We start from the raw sequence: 18,426 nt of genomic DNA on the forward strand, positions 1-18,426 counted from the left end.
GTAAAAAATGCAGAAAAAAATTGTGATTTGTGCTCTAATGCCGCGCTTACCAAGGGATGGTGTTCAACATCCGCCGCCACATAATATAATGGCGCGCGACAAACGTTGATGAGTAATCCCTTATTATTCCCTTAGGAAAACGAAAATGTCAGAAAGTAAAAAATTTACCATCAAAGTGACTGAAAAGCGCAATGGTTGGGCGGCGGAAATCGTACGTCAAGTGACCTCTCGCAGAAGTGTTGTTTCAAAGCGCGAAATGGGTTTTGAAAGCGAAGCACAAGCACAAGCTTGGGCGGAAAAAGAGCTCAGTGGCTTTATTGAGAACCAAGCAAAACGCAATGAGCGTAAGGCTCTGGCAAGAAAAGAGAAAAAAGCTTAGTACAAAAAATCTGAGTGCTGCGCTTTAAGAACGGTTATTTGAACGAAAACCCGCTTTAAATTAGCGGGTTTTTTATGCCTTAACGAAATTGACCGATTTGCGGTAAAAACTCAAAACCAGCACTGGCTAAGCGAGCCTCTAATGCCGCCCGATCGATATCAAAGTCATCCGCCAGCTTATCAAGATCGCCATTAAAATCATCACGTAGCTTCATATTGATGATGCTCATCAGCATGATTGGATCCATCGAGGCAAAATTGGCTAAATTCATCACTTATCCTCGAAATCAGAAATCAGCAAGTTAGCTGCCGCAAAGGCTGCTTGCTCTCGAACTGCTTTTGGCAGCGATTCGTCTGCTGCGACATCATTCAAGGTTTTGATGGCGCAGGAGATTGCTTGAGGAATATAAGCTTGATCACCACTGCCTATCTGCGCATAAAGCTCGCGCACTAATTCACAACAACCGTAAACTTGCATAGATTAAATCCTAACTAATGATAATGGCTCTCAATATACACATTACGTTTGGCAAAGACAAAATCAGAACTTGCGTTTGCGCAAGCTCTGATTGCAGGTGATGAAACTTTAAGCGTTCACTTGCCGATCTAATTGTAGAAATAAAAAAGGTTGCCATTTAGGCAACCTTTTCAATAACACACTTTATTAGGCGATTTGAGCATTAATAAAGGAGACTATTTCATTCATAGCGACGGCCGACTTCTCACCACTGCGGCGATGTTTATATTCGAAGTTGCCCTCATCCATACTGCGATCGCCAATAATGATGGTATGTGGCACACCGATCAGTTCCATATCTGAGAACATTACGCCCGGGCGCTCTTTACGATCATCAAATAGAACTTCAATACCAGCAGCAGTCAGTTCCGCATACAGTTTTTCAGCAGCTTGTTGGACACGCTCTGATTTGTGCATGTTCATGGGAACGATCGCCACTTGGAAAGGTGCGATCGCGTCAGGCCAGATGATGCCGTATTTATCGTTGTTTTGCTCGATGGCTGATGCCACAACGCGTGATACGCCAATGCCATAACAACCCATCTCTAAAATGGTGTTTTTACCATTGGAATCAAGAACGCCACAGTTCATTTTCTCAGAGTAGTTGGTACCCAATTGGAAAATATGACCCACTTCGATACCGCGTTTGAGCATTAGTGTCCCTTTGCCACATGGGCTTGGGTCGCCTTCAACGACGTTACGGAGATCTTCCACTTTCGCTAGCTCAACGTCACGACCCCAGTTGATGCCAAAGTAGTGTTTGCCATCGATGTTGGCTCCTGCGCCAAAATCGCTCATGACGGCTACGCTGTGATCAACGATAAAGGGCAATTCAAGACCAACAGGGCCAAGAGAGCCTGGGCCTGCACCAATCAGCGCGCGAATCTCTTCTTCGCTAGCCATTTCTAGCGGAGCGGCAACTTCAGCGAGTTTCTCGGCTTTGATTTCATTGAGTTCATGATCACCACGGATAATCAGTGCCACGATAGAGGAATCGATCTCATCAGATGCTTTTACAAACAGTGTTTTAACTGTTTTCTCAATCGGTAGGCCATGCTGCTCAACCAATTCAGCGATGGTTTTGGCGTTTGGCGTATCAACCTGCGTCATCTCTTGAGTTGGCGCGGCGCGCTCAACGACTGGCGCAATAGCTTCCGCTTTTTCGATGTTGGCGGCGTAATCCGATTCAGTTGAGAAGGCGATAATGTCTTCACCACTTTCAGCCAATACATGGAACTCATGAGAGCCGTTACCACCGATAGCGCCGGTGTCTGCTAATACTGGGCGGTAATCAAGCCCCATGCGATCGAAGGCTTTACAGTAAGCTTCGTGCATCGCTTGGTAAGATTTCTCTAAGCCTGCTTTATCAATATCAAAGCTATAGGCATCCATCATGCAGAATTCACGAGCACGCATCACACCAAAACGAGGACGTCTCTCATCACGGAATTTGGTTTGAATCTGGTACAGGTTCAGCGGTAATTGCTTGTAAGAGCTGACTTCGTTGCGTACCAAGCTGGTGATCACTTCTTCTGCTGTTGGACTAAGCACAAACGGACGAGTATGGCGGTCAGTAAAGCGAAGTAGCTCAGGGCCCATTTTCTCAGAGCGGCCTGTCTCTTCCCACAGTTCAAACGGTTGCACAACGGGCATCAAGGTTTCGATTGCACCGGCATTGTCGATCTCTTGACGAACGATGTTTTCGACTTTACGCAGCACACGTAGACCAGTAGGCAGCCAGGTATAAAGACCTGAAGCCAGCTTACGGATCATACCTGCACGTAACATGAGCTGATGGCTCACGACTTCTGCGTCGTTTGGAGTCTCCTTCAAAGTAGAAAGAAGATATTTACTGGTACGCATTCTATGGTATCCGTTTCATGATAGTTAAAAGCGCTCTCCAATGAGAGGCTAGAATTAAGCCGCTAATAATATCAGCCAATCGGCTTTGTCAAAAGCGTTCTATTGCGGTTACTGAGACTAAGTTGTTTGCGATAGTGAATTTTACGTTCAGATCGAACAGATTTACCGCATATTCTTTATGATCGATTTTGTGTTTTTTATAGGCTGGGCGAGGATCTTGAGCCAGCACTTGCTCAATGACGGCTTTAACCATGCCGTGATCTGCTCGCGCACTCAGTACCGTTAACGCCGCTTGGCTAAAGGTCACTGCGATCTTGTCGGGCTCGCTCTCGGCATAGCCACCGCTGGCTGTGGCTATCGAATCGGAATAGGGAATATAGGGTTTGATGTCAATGATCGGTGTGTTATCGACTAAATCTACGCTGCCTAGTTCCAAATAAACCTGATCACCTTGCTGAGTGACGCCTTTCAATTCAACGGCAGACATACCGATGCCGTTAGGTCGAAACGTGGCCCGTGAAGCAAATACGCCGATCCGCTCATTTCCGCCTAAGCGCGGTGGGCGCACCGTCGGTTTCCAACCGGCATCGAGGTTTTGGTCAAACAGAAAAAGTAACCAGACATGGCTAAATTGTTCGATACCTCGCACCGACTCTAAGCAATTAGCGTGACCGATGAGCTTGACTCTCGCGCTTGCGCTCGCCACTAGGCGAGGTTGGCGAGGAACGGCAAATTTTTCTTTATAAGGCGTTTCAATAGTGCCAATCGGAGCAATGGTGTGCATATCCGTACCCGTCTTTTTTCACGTTGGTTGAGAAAAATATCACATTTAAGCTTGCTTTTCTTCTTGGTAATGATTATTAATTGGTATGTTATAACATAACAATTTAAGTGAGAGGAAATTGATGAAAGACGGAATTCATCCGCCGTACCAAAAAGTGGTTTTCCACGACACCAGTGTGGATAAGTATTTTATTGTGGGTTCAACGCTAAAAACTGATCGGACGATAGAGTGGGAAGATGGCAACACCTATCCTTATTTCACCTTAGATGTGTCGTCTGAATCGCATCCGTATTACACCGGTAAGCAGCGAGTTGTTCAAAAAGAAGGACGAGTGGCGAATTTCAATCGTCGCTTTGCTCAGTTTGGTAAGGAGTAAACTATGAAAGTATTAAGTTCATTAAAAAGCGCAAAATCACGTCATCCAGATTGTCAAATCGTCAAAAGACGCGGTCGTTTATATGTGATTTGTAAAACCAATCCAAGATTTAAGGCGGTTCAGCGTTAATGAAGGGGAACGGTTGGACAGGCTAGTGATTGTCCAACCGTCAAAACGTGGTTATTTGTTCGCTTTAGCCAAAATGCGATCCAAATGGTTGGCAAATTCGCGTCGTTCTGTTTGAGAAAGCGTACTTGGTCCGCCAGTTTGGATACCGCTTGAGCGCATTGTGTCCATAAAATCTCGAATATTGAGGCGTGCCTTGATGGTCTCTTTGGTATACAGCTCACCACGAGAATTGAGCGCCAAGCCACCTTTGGTTATCACTTCATCGGCCAGCGGAATATCGGAAGTAATGACCAAATCTCCCACCTCTACCCGTTTGACGATTTCGTTATCGGCAACATCAAAACCACTGGGGACTTGCAGTGAACGAATGTTAGATCGTTGCGGAATCGGAACGACATGATTGGCCACAAAAGTACATTCAACGCCCGTCCTTTCGGCTGCGCGGACAATGGTTTCACGAATTACTTTCGGACATGCATCGGCGTCCACCCAAATTTTCATCATTTAATTATTTCTCGGTTAGTTGTGCTTCAAGAGCTGCCACTCGAGCTGACAAAGCCGCTAGTTGTGTTTCAAGTTCGGCTATTTTGTTCGCGCTATTTTCCGTACTAACGCTCACTTCCACTTTGGGTACTCGGTGTGCATTCTTCCAGCTTTTGATGGTTGCAATCAAGGCTGGCATTGGCACTGAGGTGCTAAGACGCGATTTCACCAAAGCCACACTCGGTTCCTTTCCCTGTTGTTGTAAGAGAGTCAAGATGCTGTCTAGTTCTTGAGTGACATCTTTTGTGAGCATAGGTTGTCCTTTTGATGAGTTTCCGTGATCTTACCTTTTATTTGCCAAGAGCAAAAGTGGCGAAGTGTTGTAAGAGATCTCGCACATTGTTTGTAAGAAATCACAGTATTTAAGGAGGTTTTGGAAGATGGTTTTCTTATAACTATCTGTTTTTTATTAAAATATCTATTTCTTTAGGCCATATTGTTAAAAATAACATTTTTAGGTGATTGTTTCTTAAAGTCAAACGGGTAAATTGAACTCTGTCGGAAGGACTCTGACAAGGAATAATAAAGCACCAAGGTTTGGTCTCTTCAGGAAGAAGGCAAGGTTATTCACGAAGAATGATCACGCAGGATGCTAGGACAGCGTAAGGATACAACAGTTGGCAGGATGCGAGCTGCATGGATTGGCGATGGACACCTTGTGGATAAGGCAGGACAATATCGGGATGATGTTATGGACACCGCTCAAGGAACAAGTGATGAGTATTGACCGGAGTGTTAGTACCATGGAAAGTTTGGATACCGCTAGGATGGCGATGCAGGATGAGCCGAAGAATTGGCCACTATTATGGATGATGCATGGAGCACACGATTTAGTAGCCGGACTGCTGCGAGTAAGACTTTAAGCCTCGACACATGCGTGTTGAGGATTTTCTTATTGCCTGCATTCTGGCTTTAGCGTGTTGTTGCTTCAAAAAAAGATCATATGATAAGTGCCGCAAAATAATAACAACAAAAAAACAATCTAGATCAATTACCTCATCGTTCGGTTGGTTTAATTTTCGGCTTCTTTGCAAAAATAGAGTACCAGATTTTATCTGGGCTAAGGCGTATTGCCCTGAGCCTAGTTGAGTATTTCGGTATCATTTTGCGGCTAACAAGGATTGTACGTGCCAACCGTAACAAGAAGAACGCTTCTTCTCCCTTACACCGATTCGTTAGAGTCTGATTTTTTGATGCTCAATTGTTGCGCCAAAAATATGGCACAGATGAATGGACCTAAAACAGTCGCTTCAGCAAAACAGCTTTTTCAACGAGTGCTTAATGATCCTCATTTATACGCAATGGCGGTGTTAGATAATTATAACCGCGAATACATGGGACATTTGTTCATTGAACTTGACGAAGAGCGAGCAGAACTCGGTTTTCTGTTTGATAAATTGTATTGGGGCAAAGGTATTGCAACTGAGGCATTGAAGTCTTTTTTGCCTAAAGCGGCCTACCAATTGCAACGACAAAAAATTACAGCCACTGCTAATATTGGCCACCATGCCTCTATTGCGGTACTCAAAAAACTCGGCTTTGAGCTGTTGGGTGAGAAAGAAGATGTTTTTGGCCCTTATTGGGAATTTGAGTTTACATCCGATGAGGCGGCAAATGAAAAGCAGATGGCCTAAAGCCTATCATTTGTAATTCACCTTGGTAGCAGTCATCACCTAGCGCAGAAAACTCAAACCAATAAACGGTATGCCAACGCCAGAGTCCTTCTGGCGTTTTGAATTTGTGGCGTCCAAAAGCAACGCTGATCAGCTGTAAGTCGAGTTGTTCACATTTTCGACTGATCGCTGCTTTTGCCAATTCGGCTTGGCGACGCTGTTGCCAGAAAAGAAAGCAGCCCAAGCTGAGTAATAAAATAGCCAATAGATAGCCTAGCATAAACATTCCAGTTATTGAGCTTTAGTTGTTTGTTGTAAGCGAATTAAGGCATCGGCTAATTCGATTGAAGGGCTAGAATACAGCAGTGGCAGCAGTACCATTCGCAGTTCTGGCAGCATCACTAAATCCGCAAAGAGCTGGTTAAAGAGAGCTTGATTGCCTGTTTGCGCCAAGCGTAATAAAAACGTTTCGGCAAGCAACGGGTTAGACAATACATGCCACGTGCGCCCTGCAATGGCAATTAATATCTCTTGATGGCTCAAGCGTGGGCTTTGCAGAATACGTTCAACCAAGGTCGCGGTGAGTGCATTATTCGCACCTGATAAGGCTCGTATTAAGGCAGAGAGTAAGAACAGATCAGGTTCGTAGCTTTCGATGTGCAACATTGCCATCTCTTGCAAACGCAGCGCCAGCTTATCATTCAACGGTGCGCTATGTTCGAGCGCCCCCAGCAGGGCATACAAAGGCTGAGCGGGGAGGTGGTTTAGTGCTTTTCTTAGCAGCATGCTATTTTGTTCTTTGCTTAAACGAGCACAAATATCAGTAATGCCTTGTAAGCCGACCGTCTGCCAGTTTTCCCACCCTAAAGCCCCACTAAAATAGTGTTGCGCATACTCATAATATTGGCTTGATGGTAGGTTCAACTGGGCGCGTATTTGACTGTGGAATACCGCCATTTTGTCGTCGCTCGGTTTAAAGGTATAAGGGTTATTGGCAAGCTTTTGCTGTTGCTCATCACTGAGATCTTGATGTAAACGTGACCCCATCGCTTCAAGTACAAACTTAATGAAGTTACCTATCTCCGCTTGTTTGAGTAGGCCACGTTCATCCAAAGAGAATTTAAGAAACCAGATCCAAGGTTGTTGGGCTTGGTTCCAATACGCGATGGCAAGATGAGCATGACGCTGCAATGGATAGGGATACGGTTGCTGACCTTTTTCTACTTGAGAAAAGTGTGTATTTTCAATCGGGCAGATGCGCCTTCCTAAATCAAAGATCCGATATTGGCTACCACTATTGGTGAGCAATTGGCTAAGCGTGTGAATGGTATCCATCGATAAAGTGGCCCTAATTTGTGTTCTTGAATAACTATCTTTGATCAATAACTCTCTTTGAACAATAAATGGTACTCTATAGCCCATTTTCAAGGTCACTTAGCAAATTAACTTGGTGAATAATGACAGTAAGCACAAAACTTACCCACCTGTTGAAGCAACTAGAAACTCAGTTACGCAATTCTCAGCGCTGGCAATCCCAGCCGCCAAGCGAAAGCGCATTGATGAGCACTGAGCCTTTCTCCATCGATACCCTTACTCCGGAGCAGTGGCTGCAGTGGATTTTCATCCCCAAAATGTTATTGGCAATTGAGCAGCAAGCTGAGCTTTCTCAAGGGTTTTCGCTCACTCCTTATTTTGAAGAGGCATGGCAACATCAAACGGAATTGGCTGAAGTGATTGCGCTGCTGCGCCTGATTGATGAGGTAAGCCAACCATGTTAGAGATTCTGTATCAGGACGATGATTTGGTCGCCGTGAATAAACCCGCAGGAATGCTGGTGCATCGCTCATGGCTAGATAAACACGAAACGCAATTTGTGATGCAAACGCTGCGCGATCAAATTGGCCAGCATGTATTTCCCCTGCATCGACTGGATAGGCCAACCTCCGGCGTGCTCGTGTTTGCGCTCTCCAGTGAAGTGGCGGCGCAAATGATGCCGATGTTTGCCAACCATCAAATGGAAAAAACGTACCATGCGATTGTGCGTGGTTGGATTGAACAAGGGGATGTGCTTGATTACCCACTCAAAATCGAGCTAGATAAAATTGCCGATAAGTTTTCCAAACAAGATAAAGAAGCCCAAGAGGCGATCACCGCTTATCAACCATTAGCGACAGTAGAAGTGCCGTATTCAACCGGGCGTTTCCCAACCAGCCGCTACTGTTTGGTGGAAATGAAACCGCAAACAGGCCGTAAACATCAGCTGCGTCGTCATATGCACCATTTGAGTCACCCGATTATTGGTGATACCACTCATGGTGATGGCAAGCACAACCGCCTATTTCGCGATCATTATGACGCGCAGCGTCTGATGCTCCATGCCTCTGAATTACGTTTTACTCATCCGTTTACTGGCCAAACATTAGTGCTTAAAGCTGGTTTTGATGAGATATGGCAACGGCTGTTTACTCAGTTTGAGTGGAGCCAGCCGATATAAAAGCAAAACCCTCGCGATGCGAGGGTTTTGAGTATTGGGATGTAACTGAAAGTGGTGTAGCTTATCGAGCTATTCGGTTCATAAAGCCTTCAGTTAATAAAACCGACAGCTTATAAAACGCTCGCTACTTTGCTAAATATTCTTGAATGGAGCGCTCGATGCCTTTGGCATCTAAACCTAATTCGGCATGCAGCTCTTCTTGTGTGCCTTGAGCGATGAATTGATCAGGCAAACCTAGATTGAGTACCGGTTTTAGGATTTTCTCTTTCATCATCAGTTCAATGACGCCAGCACCCGCACCACCGGCAATCGCATTCTCTTCCAAGGTCACGAGCACATCATGCTGCGCAGCCAGTTGGCGAATGAGTGTTTCATCAAGGGGCTTAACAAATCGCATGTCAGCCACCGTTGCATTTAGTTTATCGGCTGCTTCAAGTGCGTTTGGTAGGAAAGTGCCAAAGTTGAGGATCGCGATTTTTTCATGTGCGATAGCCGTGTCACATTGGCGCATAATGCGTCCTTTGCCAATCTCTAACGCACTAAATTGGGTTTGGATTTCGACTCCCATGCCATTGCCACGAGGATAACGCACTGCGCTTGGCCCTGTGTGTTTATGGCCGGTATAGAGCATTTGTCGGCACTCATTTTCATCGGCGGGTGCCATGATCACCATGTTGGGAATGCAGCGCATGAAGCTTAAATCAAACGCACCTTGGTGAGTTTGGCCATCAGCTCCGACTAACCCTGCGCGGTCAATGGCAAACATAACCGGTAAATTCATGATGGCAACATCATGGATCAGCTGATCATAACCCCGTTGTAAAAAGGTTGAGTAGATCGCCACTATCGGATGATCTCCCGCAATCGCCATGCCTGTCGCAAGGGTGACGGCATGTTGCTCAGCAATCGCCACATCAAAATATTGTTGTGGAAACTCTTTTGAAAAGCGAACCATGCCAGAACCTTCACGCATCGCGGGTGTAATCGCCATTAATTTTGGATCTTGCGCGGCCATGTCGCATAAAAAATCGCCAAAGATTTTAGAAAAAGTCGGTTTAGCATTGCTGCTTTTTGGCAGGCTAGTGTGGCTCGGGTCAAATTTAGGAACGCCATGGTAACCAATCGGATCTTTTTCGGCGGGCTCATAACCTTTGCCTTTTTTGGTCATGATGTGCAAAAACTGCGGGCCTTTGAGCTCGCGCATGTTGCGTAATGTCTTGATAAGTTCAATCACATCATGGCCATCTACTGGGCCGATATAGTTAAATCCAAGCTCTTCAAACAAGGTGCCGGGTACGACCATGCCTTTCAAGTGCTCTTCTGTGCGACGTACCAGCTCTTTGATAGGCGGTATGCCAGAGAGCACTTTTTTGCCCCCTTCACGGATCGAGGTATAAAGGCTACCGGAAAGCAGTTGCGCTAAATGATTATTCAGTGCGCCCACGTTTTCAGAGATCGACATTTCGTTGTCGTTGAGCACGACTAACATATCTGGGTGAACGTCGCCAGCATGGTTCATTGCTTCAAAGGCCATGCCCGCGGTGATGGCACCATCACCAATCACGCCCACCACTTTGCGATTTTTCCCTTCTTTACCTGCACTGATCGCCATCCCTAAGGCGGCACTGATTGAAGTGGACGAGTGGCCGACAGAGAGCGTGTCATATTCACTTTCTTCACGCCAAGGAAAAGGGTGCAGGCCATCTTTTTGACGAATGGTCGACATTTGCTCGCGGCGACCAGTTAAGATTTTGTGCGGGTAAGCTTGGTGGCCTACATCCCAAATCAGCTGATCAAAAGGGGTGTTATAGACGTAGTGCAGGGCAACCGTTAATTCAACCGTGCCTAAGCCTGACGCAAGGTGGCCACTCGACTGACTGACGGAATTAAGAAGATAGTTTCTTAATTCACCACACAATGCCGGCAGAACCTCTTTCGGTAGACTGCGCAGTTCATCGGGTGAATTTGCTAAAGCCAGTGTTGGGTATTTTGAAATATCAAGAGTCATAATTTTGCGCGCTTATAGTTTAGTTCTTGCGCTCGACGACGTATCGGGCGAACTCTTCGAGTGATTCTGTATTGTAGGGTATTGCTTCCAAGGCTTGAAGAGCTTCCTGTAACAGACTTTGTGCTTTGTCAATAGCACCTTGTAATCCTAGCAGCGCTGGGTAGGTACTTTTATTGAGTTGTTGATCCGAGCCTTGAGGTTTACCTAATGTCTCGGTATCGCTAACGATATCTAAAATATCATCTTGAACTTGGAATGCGAGACCAACGGCATCGGCATAGCGATCCAATTGTGGTAGTACCGCAAGCCCTTTTTCACCCGCCGCAAGCGCACCTAAACGGATTGCACAACGCATCAAGGCTCCCGTTTTATTGCGATGGGTCTCTTCTAATTCCTGCACTGAAACCAGACGATTTTCCGCTTGCAGATCCAACGCTTGGCCTATACACATACCTTGAGCACCGGAAGCTTGAGCCAACATTTGGATCATCTTAATGCGGTTGACTTGCGCATGTTCGGCGAGTTGACCTTCTGCCAAAATAGTAAAGGCCAGTGTTTGCAGGGCATCGCCCGCTAAAATCGCGATGGCTTCATCAAATTCGATATGACAAGTGGCTTGACCGCGCCGCAATTCATCGTCGTCCATCGCGGGAAGGTCATCGTGGATCAATGAGTAAGCGTGAATACATTCTACTGCGCAGGCTGGGGTGTCGAGTTCATTTTGTGTACAACCAAGCATTTGCCCTGTGATATACACCAAATAAGGTCGAGCCCTTTTACCGCCAAGTAACAAACCGTAACGCATCGCGTCAATTAGGGATTGTTTTTGATGCGGTAAGCGGCATAACCAAAGGTTTAATTGGTCAATATTTCTTTGCTGATAGGAGCTCAGAGCCTCAATCATAGGGCACTCTTTCTACTAAGTTGTGGTATCTACTAGGTTACGATCGACCGTTTCCCTGTGACTTAATTGACAGGTTCATGTCACATAGCGAGCGATGAGATCGATAAATATGAGTCAGTAATCAGTATGTATCAGTAATACGTGCCTATTACTCAGGTAGTTCAGTAAAGTCAGAGAGTGGCGCGTCATCGCTCGCACTGAGCAAAATACTGACTCGCTGTTCCGCTTCACTTAACTTACTTTGTCCAGCACGAGCAAGGGATATTCCGCGCTCGAATTTTTTTAGCGCATCATCTAAGGCTAAATCGCCATTTTCTAGCTGTTCCACTAAGCTATCAAGTTCTTCGATAGTTGCTTCAAAGGACATATTTTCAGGTTTCTTGCTCGCCATAATCTTTTTATCTTGGTAAATATGCACGAAAGTTACCTTAGGGCGTAGTGATGGTCAAATTTAACCAACGATTTTTGTCTGAAAAGTCCCTCTTTTGGAACTGTCACTATCACAAATAATAAAAATAATAATACGATACTTAGCAACCAGACCGATATTTACTGAAATAGTGACGGTGACTCAGAATCTTGGCCATATCAGTGTGCTGGCAACAGTGCATCTTTACTTGGTTTAGGTATAAACTGAACAGAGAGAATTTCGGTATGATCCAATAATTTACTTAAAATTTTGAATCTATTGCCGATAACGGGTTTAAACTCATTATCGCAGGTGAGTAGCATGAGGAGTGCTTTGTGGATTTAGCAACGCTGTTAGGACTGATCGGGGGCATGGCTTTCGTTATCATGGCAATGATCTTAGGCGGAAGCTTGATGATGTTCTTCGACGTCATCTCGATATTGATTGTTGTTGGAGGCTCAACTTTTGTTGTCTTAATGAAATTTACGATGGGGCAATTTTTTGGCGCGGCAAAAATCGCAGGTAAAGCGTTTATGTTTAAAGCTGATGAGCCTGAAGATTTGATCGCAAAAATCGTGGAAATGGCGGATGCAGCACGTAAAGGCGGTTTTCTTGCACTAGAAGAGATGGAAATTACCAATAGTTTCATGCAAAAAGGGATCGATTTGCTGGTGGATGGCCATGATGCTGACGTGGTGCGTTCTGCGTTGCAAAAAGACATCGCTTTGACTGATGAACGGCATGATAAAGGGTCTAGTGTGTTTCGCGCTTTTGGTGATGTAGCCCCTGCGATGGGGATGATCGGTACTTTAGTGGGCTTGGTTGCCATGTTGTCTAACATGGATGACCCTAAATCAATTGGCCCTGCGATGGCCGTTGCGTTGTTAACCACTTTATATGGTGCAATATTATCTAACATGGTGTTTTTCCCTATTGCTGACAAACTTGCCTTACGTCGTGAACAAGAAAAGCTCAACCGTCGTTTAATTATGGATGGTGTACTGGCCATTCAAGATGGACAAAACCCACGAGTTATTGATAGTTATCTGAAAAACTACATTAATGAAGGTAAGCGTGTTCTTGATGTTGATAGCGAATAACGGAGCTTGTAATGGATGATGAAGAAAGCTGTAAATGTCCCCCTCCCGGTCTGCCGTTGTGGATGGGTACTTTTGCCGACTTGATGTCACTGCTGATGTGTTTCTTCGTACTGCTGCTCTCTTTTTCCGAGATGGATGTGCTGAAGTTTAAACAGATCGCAGGCTCTATGAAGTTTGCTTTTGGTGTACAAAATCGCTTGGAGGTGAAAGACATTCCCAAAGGGACAAGCATCATTGCACAAGAGTTTCGCCCAGGCCGTCCTGAACCGACACCAATTGATGTCATCATGCAACAAACCATTGATATCACCCAGCAGACATTAAATTTCCAAGAAGGTGATTCTGACCGTTCTGGTGGTATGCAGCGTGATGAAGGGCAATTGACTGGGGGGCAATCCCCAGAAACCTCAACACAGAGCAATCAAAATACCGAATCGGAAATGCAACAACAGCAAGCGGAATCCATGTCGCAAGAGATGGAAGTCGTCGAACAAGCCATCAAAAAGGCGTTAGCAAGAGAAATTGAACAAGGTGCAATTGAAGTTGAAAACTTGGGGCAGCAGTTGGTAATCCGTATCCGTGAAAGAGGTGCGTTTCCTGAAGGTTCTGCATTTTTACAACCTAAGTTTCGTCCATTGGTGCGTCAAATTGCCGATTTGGTTAAAGATGTGCCGGGGATTGTGCGAATTTCTGGCCATACCGACAATCAGAGAGTCGATTCTGAGCTGTATCGTTCAAACTGGGATCTTTCGGCTCAACGAGCGGTTTCTGTTGCGCAAGAGATGGAAAAAGTTCGTGGCTTTTCTCATCAACGACTTAGGGTGCGCGGTATGGCGGATACTGATCCTGTAGGGCCTAATGATACCGAAAGTGAACGATCACGTAACCGTCGGGTAGAAATCAGTATTATGCAAGGTGAACCGCTGTACAGTGATGAAGTTCCATCCGTTCAGTAGCTTACGTTGGATTATGTAAAAACACATAGACGAGCGCTAAGGCTCGTCTTTTTTATGGTTATCACCTCGTGTATAATCTTGCGCCCTTAGCGGTGTATCAGTAGCGAGAGAAACGCGCGGCTCATTGAATCACCACATTGCCTAATTAGATTGCGAATAGAACTATGAAATTTATTGTTAAGCCCCATCCGGAAATTTTTGTTAAAAGTGACTCAGTACGCAAGCGCTTCACAAAGATTTTAGAGTCCAATATTCGTATTATCATCAAGCGAAGAACTGAGTCAGTTGCGGTATTTAACCGCCGTGATCACATTGAAGTGACCGCACAAAGTGACCAATATTATCAAGAAGTCCTTGAAATTCTGACTCACACTCCTGGCATCCAGCAAGTACTCGAAGTGCAGCAATCTGAGTTTAAGGATATGCATGACATTTACGAGCAAGTGTTAGCGCTCAGCCGTAATAACATCGAAGGGAAAACCTTTGTCGTGCGTGCTAAGCGTCGAGGAAAGCATGATTTCACCTCAATCGATGTTGAGCGTTATGTCGGTGGTGGTTTAAACCAAGCGGTTGAGAGTGCAAAAGTTCAACTAAAAAATCCAGACGTTACCATCAACATTGAAATAGCCGATGAATTGCTCAATCAAGTGATTGCCCGTTATAAAGGTTTAGGTGGTTTCCCTCTTGGCACTCAAGAAGATTTATTGAGTTTAATCTCCGGTGGTTTTGACTCGGGTGTATCAAGCTATTTACACATCAAACGTGGCTCAAAAGTGCATTATTGCTTCTTCAATTTAGGCGGACCAGCGCATGAAATTGGTGTAAAGCAAGTGGCGCACTATTTGTGGAATAAATACGGCTCTTCAGCCAAAGTGCGTTTTATCTCGGTCGATTTCGAGCCTGTGGTGGCTGAAATCTTAGAAAAAGTAGATGATGGTCAAATGGGCGTGGTGCTAAAACGTATGTTTATGCGCGCAGCTGGAATGATAGCCCAGAAGTTAAATATTGAAGCTTTAGTGACCGGAGAAGCGTTGGGTCAAGTTTCGAGCCAAACTCTAACTAATCTTCGTCATATTGATGGCGTGACCGATACTCTAATTTTGCGTCCTCTCATCAACTGGGACAAAGAAGAGATTATTAAAGTGGCGCGCGAGATTGGGACAGAAGATTTCGCCAAAACGATGCCGGAATACTGTGGGGTTATTTCAAAAAGCCCAACCGTTAAAGCGGTGAAAGCGAAATTAGAAGCCGAAGAAGCAAAGTTTGATTTCTCAATTTTAGAGCACGTTGTGTACAACGCTCGTCAAATGGATATTCGTGATATTGAGAAAGAGAGCCAAGAGCAAGCACCTGAAGTTGAACAAGTGGCTGCAATCGAAAAAGATGCGGTGGTGCTCGATATTCGTAGTCCAGATGAGGAAGATGATAAGCCACTGCTGATTGAAGGCGTGGAAGTGAAACACTTACCTTTCTACAAGCTATCGACTCAGTTTGGCGATTTAGATCAATCTAAAACGTATCTATTGTACTGCGCGCGCGGTGTGATGAGTCGGCTCCAAGCTCTGTATTTGAAAGAGCAAGGCTTTAACAACATCAAAGTGTATCGACCTTAATCATTTTCTAGATACGGAATAGACCGCTCACGTTTTCGTGGGCGGTTTTTTTATAGTGAAAATCTATCAATAACAGCCATAAAAAAACACCGCCCTAAGGCGGTGCTAAAAAATTTGACAGACAGGTCAAAAAATAAATACAGGAAGTATTGCTTTGTTGCAGGGGATAACTGCACAAAACAGTGTGGTAGAATTCTACCCAACTCGAAATACGAGTTTGCAAACACAACATCGCAACAAAATCCAATTGATTCATAACTGAATCAAGCCGTTCAGGCCTTGTTGCGGGGTGAAATATAGAATTTCTCTAGCCGCTCGGCAATGGACAATTTATAATGTTTCAGATTAAAAAAACTAATCTAATTTTTGAGTGTACCTATGTCCAGAAGATTGCCACCATTAAACTCGCTGAAAGTGTTTGAAGCGGCAGCTCGCCAGCTGAGTTTTACTCGCGCTGCGGAAGAGCTATTTGTGACACAAGCCGCAGTCAGCCATCAAATCAAAGCGTTAGAGGAATTTTTAGGGTTAAAGCTGTTTCGCCGTCGTAATCGTTCTCTGCTATTGACAGAAGAAGGGCAAAGTTACTTTCTCGACATTAAAGATATCTTTACCGCGCTCTCTGAAGCGACCGATAAGGTACTAGAGCGCAGTGAAAAAGGGGCGTTAACCATTAGTTTACCGCCGAGTTTTGCGATTCAGTGGTTAGTGCCACGTTTGGCCGATTTTAATCAACAAGAGCCGGATATTGATGTGCGTATCAAAGCGGTTGATATGGATGAAGGTTCGTTAACCTATGATGTGGATGTGGCGATTTATTATGGCCGAGGTAACTGGCCAGGATTGCGTGCGGATAAGTTGTATCAAGAGTTTTTGATCCCACTCTGCTCTCCTTCTCTGCTGTTAGGTCCTAAGCCTTTAGCAACACTGGACGATCTAACACGGCATACTCTGCTACACGATACTTCTCGTAAAGATTGGAAACAGTTTGCTAAAGAGAACGATCTTGAAGAGGTGAATGTCAACCACGGCCCCATCTTTAGCCATTCGACCATGGTGCTGCAAGCGGCGGCGCATGGGCAAGGTATCGCTCTGGGGAATAACGTGTTAGCTCAGCCAGAGCTGGAAGCGGGTCGCTTGATTGCGCCTTTTGACGAAGTGCTGATGACTAAAAATGCTTTCTATGTGGTCTGTCACGAGAAGCAGGCCGATATGGGGCGCATCGCTACTTTCCGTGATTGGATGCTCAAAAAAGCCAGACGTGAACAAGAGGTATTGTTAGATGAAGAGTAAGTTATTGCTCGCTATCGCGGCTTTTATGGCGGGCGTTGGTGTCGCTCTAGGGGCTTTTGCCGCGCACGGCCTAAAAGCGTATTTAACCCCTTACTTGCTTTCGGTGTTTGAAACGGGAGTGCAGTATCAATCGATTCACGCTTTAGCCATATTAGCGTGTGGTATTTTGCTGCATTGTCGTTTGGGATCGAAAGCACAAAAATATTTTTTCATTGCGGCAATTTGCTTTATCATCGGCGTCCTTTGTTTTAGCGGCAGTCTTTACGTTTTAGCACTCACAGGCATCAAGTGGTTTGGCCCGATCACGCCATTTGGTGGCGTGTTCTTTATGCTAGGGTGGGGAGTGTTTGGCTATGCAGCACTTAATATTCAAGAGGTGGACCAGTGAAACACGTAATGCTCTATTGTCGTGCAGGCTTTGAAAAAGAGTGTGCCGGAGAGATCCAAGATAAAGCGACTAAGCTAGAGGTTTTTGGTTTTCCTCGTGTGAAAAACAATACGGGTTACGTTTTGTTTGAGTGCTATCAGGCCGGTGATGCTGATAAGTTGGTTAAAGAGATCGATTTCCAATCGCTTATTTTTGCTCGTCAGATGTTTGCGGTAGCGGCGGAATTTAGCGATTTACCTAAAGATGATCGTATTTCGCCTATCTTATCTGAACTCGCCGAACTTGAGGGTTTTCCGCGTTGTGGTGACATTCGCATTGAAACGCCAGATACCAATGAAGCGAAAGAGTTGCTCAAATTTTGTCGTAAGTTTACCGTGCCATTGCGTCAAGCGTTACGTGGCAAGGGGATTTTGTCTAACAAAGAGTCGGCGAAGAGACCTGTGCTACATGTCTGCTTTATTCAACCCGGACACTGCTTCGTTGGGTATTCGTACACCAACAATAACTCGCCTTTTTTCATGGGCATTCCTCGTTTGAAATTCCCAGCCGATGCGCCAAGTCGTTCCACACTGAAGTTGGAAGAGGCTTTCCATGTGTTTATTCCTCGTGAAGAGTGGGATGAACGTTTGGCTCCGGGAATGTGGGCGGTAGACTTGGGTGCATGCCCGGGGGGCTGGACTTACCAACTGGTGAAGCGTTCGATGTTTGTTCATGCTATCGACAACGGTCTAATGGCTGAAAGTTTGATGGACACAGGACAAGTGAAACACCATGCCGAGGATGGTTTTAAATTTGAGCCGCCACGCAAGAACGTGACTTGGATTGTGTGTGACATGATTGAAAAGCCAGCTCGTGTGGCGCATTTAATGGGGCAGTGGATCCTCAAGGGTTGGGCGAAAGAAGCCATCTTCAACTTAAAGCTGCCAATGAAAGGGCGCTATGATGAAGTTTTACAAGATATTGAAAATCTGAAAGTTTTTCTGATTAAAAATGAGGTAAAGTTCCGCATGCAGGCAAAGCATTTGTATCATGATCGTGAAGAGATGTAAGCGCATCATAAA

At 45.2% G+C, this 18,426-nt stretch carries 23 protein-coding genes; 12 read left to right on the forward strand and 11 right to left on the reverse strand.

Going from position 1 to position 18,426, the window contains the following annotated elements; all coding sequences use genetic code 11:
• Window positions 1-145: 145 nt before the first annotated feature.
• The gene (locus tag VOR_RS0107430; protein ID WP_010319076.1) at window positions 146-379 is read left to right on the forward strand and encodes a DUF3622 domain-containing protein; all 234 of its coding nucleotides are present in this window, start codon (window positions 146-148) and stop codon (window positions 377-379) included.
• A 79-nt stretch (window positions 380-458) separates the two neighbouring features.
• Here VOR_RS0107430 and VOR_RS0107435 read toward each other — a convergent pair whose 3' ends face one another.
• From VOR_RS0107435 to tsaA, 4 genes are all read right to left on the reverse strand, one after another.
• Window positions 459-650 (reverse strand): DUF4250 domain-containing protein, encoded by a 192-nt coding sequence (locus VOR_RS0107435; RefSeq protein ID WP_010319077.1) that lies wholly within the window; start codon window positions 648-650, stop codon window positions 459-461.
• Entirely contained in the window at window positions 650-856 is a 207-nt protein-coding gene (locus VOR_RS0107440) for a YaeP family protein (protein ID WP_010319078.1), read from the reverse strand. The genes VOR_RS0107435 and VOR_RS0107440 overlap by 1 nt, the downstream gene beginning before the upstream one ends.
• A 186-nt stretch (window positions 857-1,042) precedes the next feature.
• The gene (locus VOR_RS0107445) at window positions 1,043-2,758 is read right to left on the reverse strand and encodes a proline--tRNA ligase (RefSeq protein WP_010319079.1); all 1,716 of its coding nucleotides are present in this window, start codon (window positions 2,756-2,758) and stop codon (window positions 1,043-1,045) included.
• A gap of 88 nt (window positions 2,759-2,846) precedes the next feature.
• Window positions 2,847-3,542 (reverse strand): tRNA (N6-threonylcarbamoyladenosine(37)-N6)-methyltransferase TrmO, encoded by a 696-nt coding sequence (gene tsaA / locus VOR_RS0107450; protein WP_010319080.1) that lies wholly within the window; start codon window positions 3,540-3,542, stop codon window positions 2,847-2,849.
• Window positions 3,543-3,663: 121 nt separating this feature from the next.
• Between tsaA and VOR_RS0107455 the strand changes: the two genes are divergently transcribed.
• Window positions 3,664-3,918, forward strand: a complete 255-nt coding sequence (locus VOR_RS0107455; RefSeq protein ID WP_010319081.1) for a type B 50S ribosomal protein L31 — start codon at window positions 3,664-3,666, stop codon at window positions 3,916-3,918.
• Window positions 3,919-3,921: 3 nt separating this feature from the next.
• Window positions 3,922-4,047, forward strand: a complete 126-nt coding sequence (ykgO, locus tag VOR_RS0107460) for a type B 50S ribosomal protein L36 (protein WP_010319082.1) — start codon at window positions 3,922-3,924, stop codon at window positions 4,045-4,047.
• Window positions 4,048-4,098: 51 nt separating this feature from the next.
• Here ykgO and VOR_RS0107465 read toward each other — a convergent pair whose 3' ends face one another.
• Complete coding sequence (locus tag VOR_RS0107465) at window positions 4,099-4,548, reverse strand: YaiI/YqxD family protein (RefSeq protein ID WP_010319083.1); 450 nt, start codon at window positions 4,546-4,548, stop codon at window positions 4,099-4,101.
• 7 nt (window positions 4,549-4,555) lie between these two features.
• On the reverse strand, window positions 4,556-4,843 hold the full coding sequence (locus VOR_RS0107470) for a hypothetical protein (protein ID WP_010319084.1): 288 nt from the start codon (window positions 4,841-4,843) through the stop codon (window positions 4,556-4,558).
• Between the two features lie 868 nt (window positions 4,844-5,711).
• Between VOR_RS0107470 and VOR_RS0107485 the strand changes: the two genes are divergently transcribed.
• Window positions 5,712-6,224 carry a GNAT family N-acetyltransferase gene (locus VOR_RS0107485; RefSeq protein ID WP_029626981.1) on the forward strand — a complete coding sequence of 171 codons (513 nt, stop codon included), beginning with the start codon at window positions 5,712-5,714 and terminating at the stop codon, window positions 6,222-6,224.
• Here the strand turns inward: VOR_RS0107485 and VOR_RS0107490 are convergent.
• Both VOR_RS0107490 and VOR_RS0107495 read right to left on the reverse strand, forming a co-directional pair.
• Entirely contained in the window at window positions 6,184-6,483 is a 300-nt protein-coding gene (locus VOR_RS0107490; RefSeq protein WP_010319087.1) for a DUF3301 domain-containing protein, read from the reverse strand. The genes VOR_RS0107485 and VOR_RS0107490 overlap by 41 nt on opposite strands.
• Before the next feature lie 11 nt (window positions 6,484-6,494).
• Window positions 6,495-7,538: a DUF3549 family protein gene (locus VOR_RS0107495; RefSeq protein ID WP_010319088.1), complete on the reverse strand. Its 1,044-nt coding sequence runs from the start codon at window positions 7,536-7,538 to the stop codon at window positions 6,495-6,497.
• A gap of 122 nt (window positions 7,539-7,660) precedes the next feature.
• Here VOR_RS0107495 and VOR_RS0107500 point away from each other — a divergent pair, with 122 nt between their 5' ends.
• Together VOR_RS0107500 and truC are read left to right on the forward strand one after the other, a co-directional pair.
• Window positions 7,661-7,981 (forward strand): YqcC family protein, encoded by a 321-nt coding sequence (locus VOR_RS0107500; protein WP_010319089.1) that lies wholly within the window; start codon window positions 7,661-7,663, stop codon window positions 7,979-7,981.
• Complete coding sequence (truC, locus tag VOR_RS0107505) at window positions 7,975-8,697, forward strand: tRNA pseudouridine(65) synthase TruC (RefSeq protein WP_010319090.1); 723 nt, start codon at window positions 7,975-7,977, stop codon at window positions 8,695-8,697. Before VOR_RS0107500 ends, truC begins: the two co-directional genes overlap by 7 nt.
• A gap of 124 nt (window positions 8,698-8,821) precedes the next feature.
• Here truC and dxs read toward each other — a convergent pair whose 3' ends face one another.
• From dxs to xseB, 3 genes are all read right to left on the reverse strand, one after another.
• Entirely contained in the window at window positions 8,822-10,705 is a 1,884-nt protein-coding gene (dxs, locus tag VOR_RS0107510; RefSeq protein WP_010319091.1) for a 1-deoxy-D-xylulose-5-phosphate synthase, read from the reverse strand.
• 19 nt (window positions 10,706-10,724) lie between these two features.
• Window positions 10,725-11,609 (reverse strand): (2E,6E)-farnesyl diphosphate synthase, encoded by an 885-nt coding sequence (ispA, locus tag VOR_RS0107515; protein WP_010319092.1) that lies wholly within the window; start codon window positions 11,607-11,609, stop codon window positions 10,725-10,727.
• 148 nt (window positions 11,610-11,757) lie between these two features.
• On the reverse strand, window positions 11,758-12,000 hold the full coding sequence (gene xseB / locus VOR_RS0107520) for an exodeoxyribonuclease VII small subunit (RefSeq protein ID WP_010319093.1): 243 nt from the start codon (window positions 11,998-12,000) through the stop codon (window positions 11,758-11,760).
• A gap of 353 nt (window positions 12,001-12,353) precedes the next feature.
• On the opposite strand from xseB, the gene pomA reads away from it, so the two are divergent.
• The 6 genes from pomA (at window position 12,354) to rlmM (ending at window position 18,414) form a co-directional block, all read left to right on the forward strand.
• Window positions 12,354-13,118 (forward strand): flagellar motor protein PomA, encoded by a 765-nt coding sequence (gene pomA / locus VOR_RS0107525; RefSeq protein ID WP_010319094.1) that lies wholly within the window; start codon window positions 12,354-12,356, stop codon window positions 13,116-13,118.
• 11 nt (window positions 13,119-13,129) lie between these two features.
• A complete protein-coding gene (locus tag VOR_RS0107530) occupies window positions 13,130-14,074 on the forward strand; it encodes a flagellar motor protein MotB (protein WP_010319095.1) in 945 nt (314 codons plus the stop codon).
• Window positions 14,075-14,238: 164 nt separating this feature from the next.
• Window positions 14,239-15,687 carry a tRNA uracil 4-sulfurtransferase ThiI gene (gene thiI, locus VOR_RS0107535; RefSeq protein ID WP_010319096.1) on the forward strand — a complete coding sequence of 483 codons (1,449 nt, stop codon included), beginning with the start codon at window positions 14,239-14,241 and terminating at the stop codon, window positions 15,685-15,687.
• A gap of 378 nt (window positions 15,688-16,065) precedes the next feature.
• Complete coding sequence (locus VOR_RS0107540) at window positions 16,066-16,977, forward strand: transcriptional regulator GcvA (protein ID WP_010319097.1); 912 nt, start codon at window positions 16,066-16,068, stop codon at window positions 16,975-16,977.
• Window positions 16,967-17,365, forward strand: coding sequence for a DUF423 domain-containing protein (locus VOR_RS0107545; RefSeq protein WP_010319098.1), 399 nt, complete (start codon window positions 16,967-16,969; stop codon window positions 17,363-17,365). Before VOR_RS0107540 ends, VOR_RS0107545 begins: the two co-directional genes overlap by 11 nt.
• Window positions 17,362-18,414, forward strand: a complete 1,053-nt coding sequence (rlmM, locus tag VOR_RS0107550) for a 23S rRNA (cytidine(2498)-2'-O)-methyltransferase RlmM (RefSeq protein ID WP_010319099.1) — start codon at window positions 17,362-17,364, stop codon at window positions 18,412-18,414. The genes VOR_RS0107545 and rlmM overlap by 4 nt, the downstream gene beginning before the upstream one ends.
• Window positions 18,415-18,426 lie beyond the last annotated feature (12 nt).

It is taken from the genome of Vibrio ordalii ATCC 33509, assembly GCA_000257205.1.
Taxonomy (GTDB): Bacteria; Pseudomonadota; Gammaproteobacteria; order Enterobacterales; family Vibrionaceae; genus Vibrio; species Vibrio ordalii.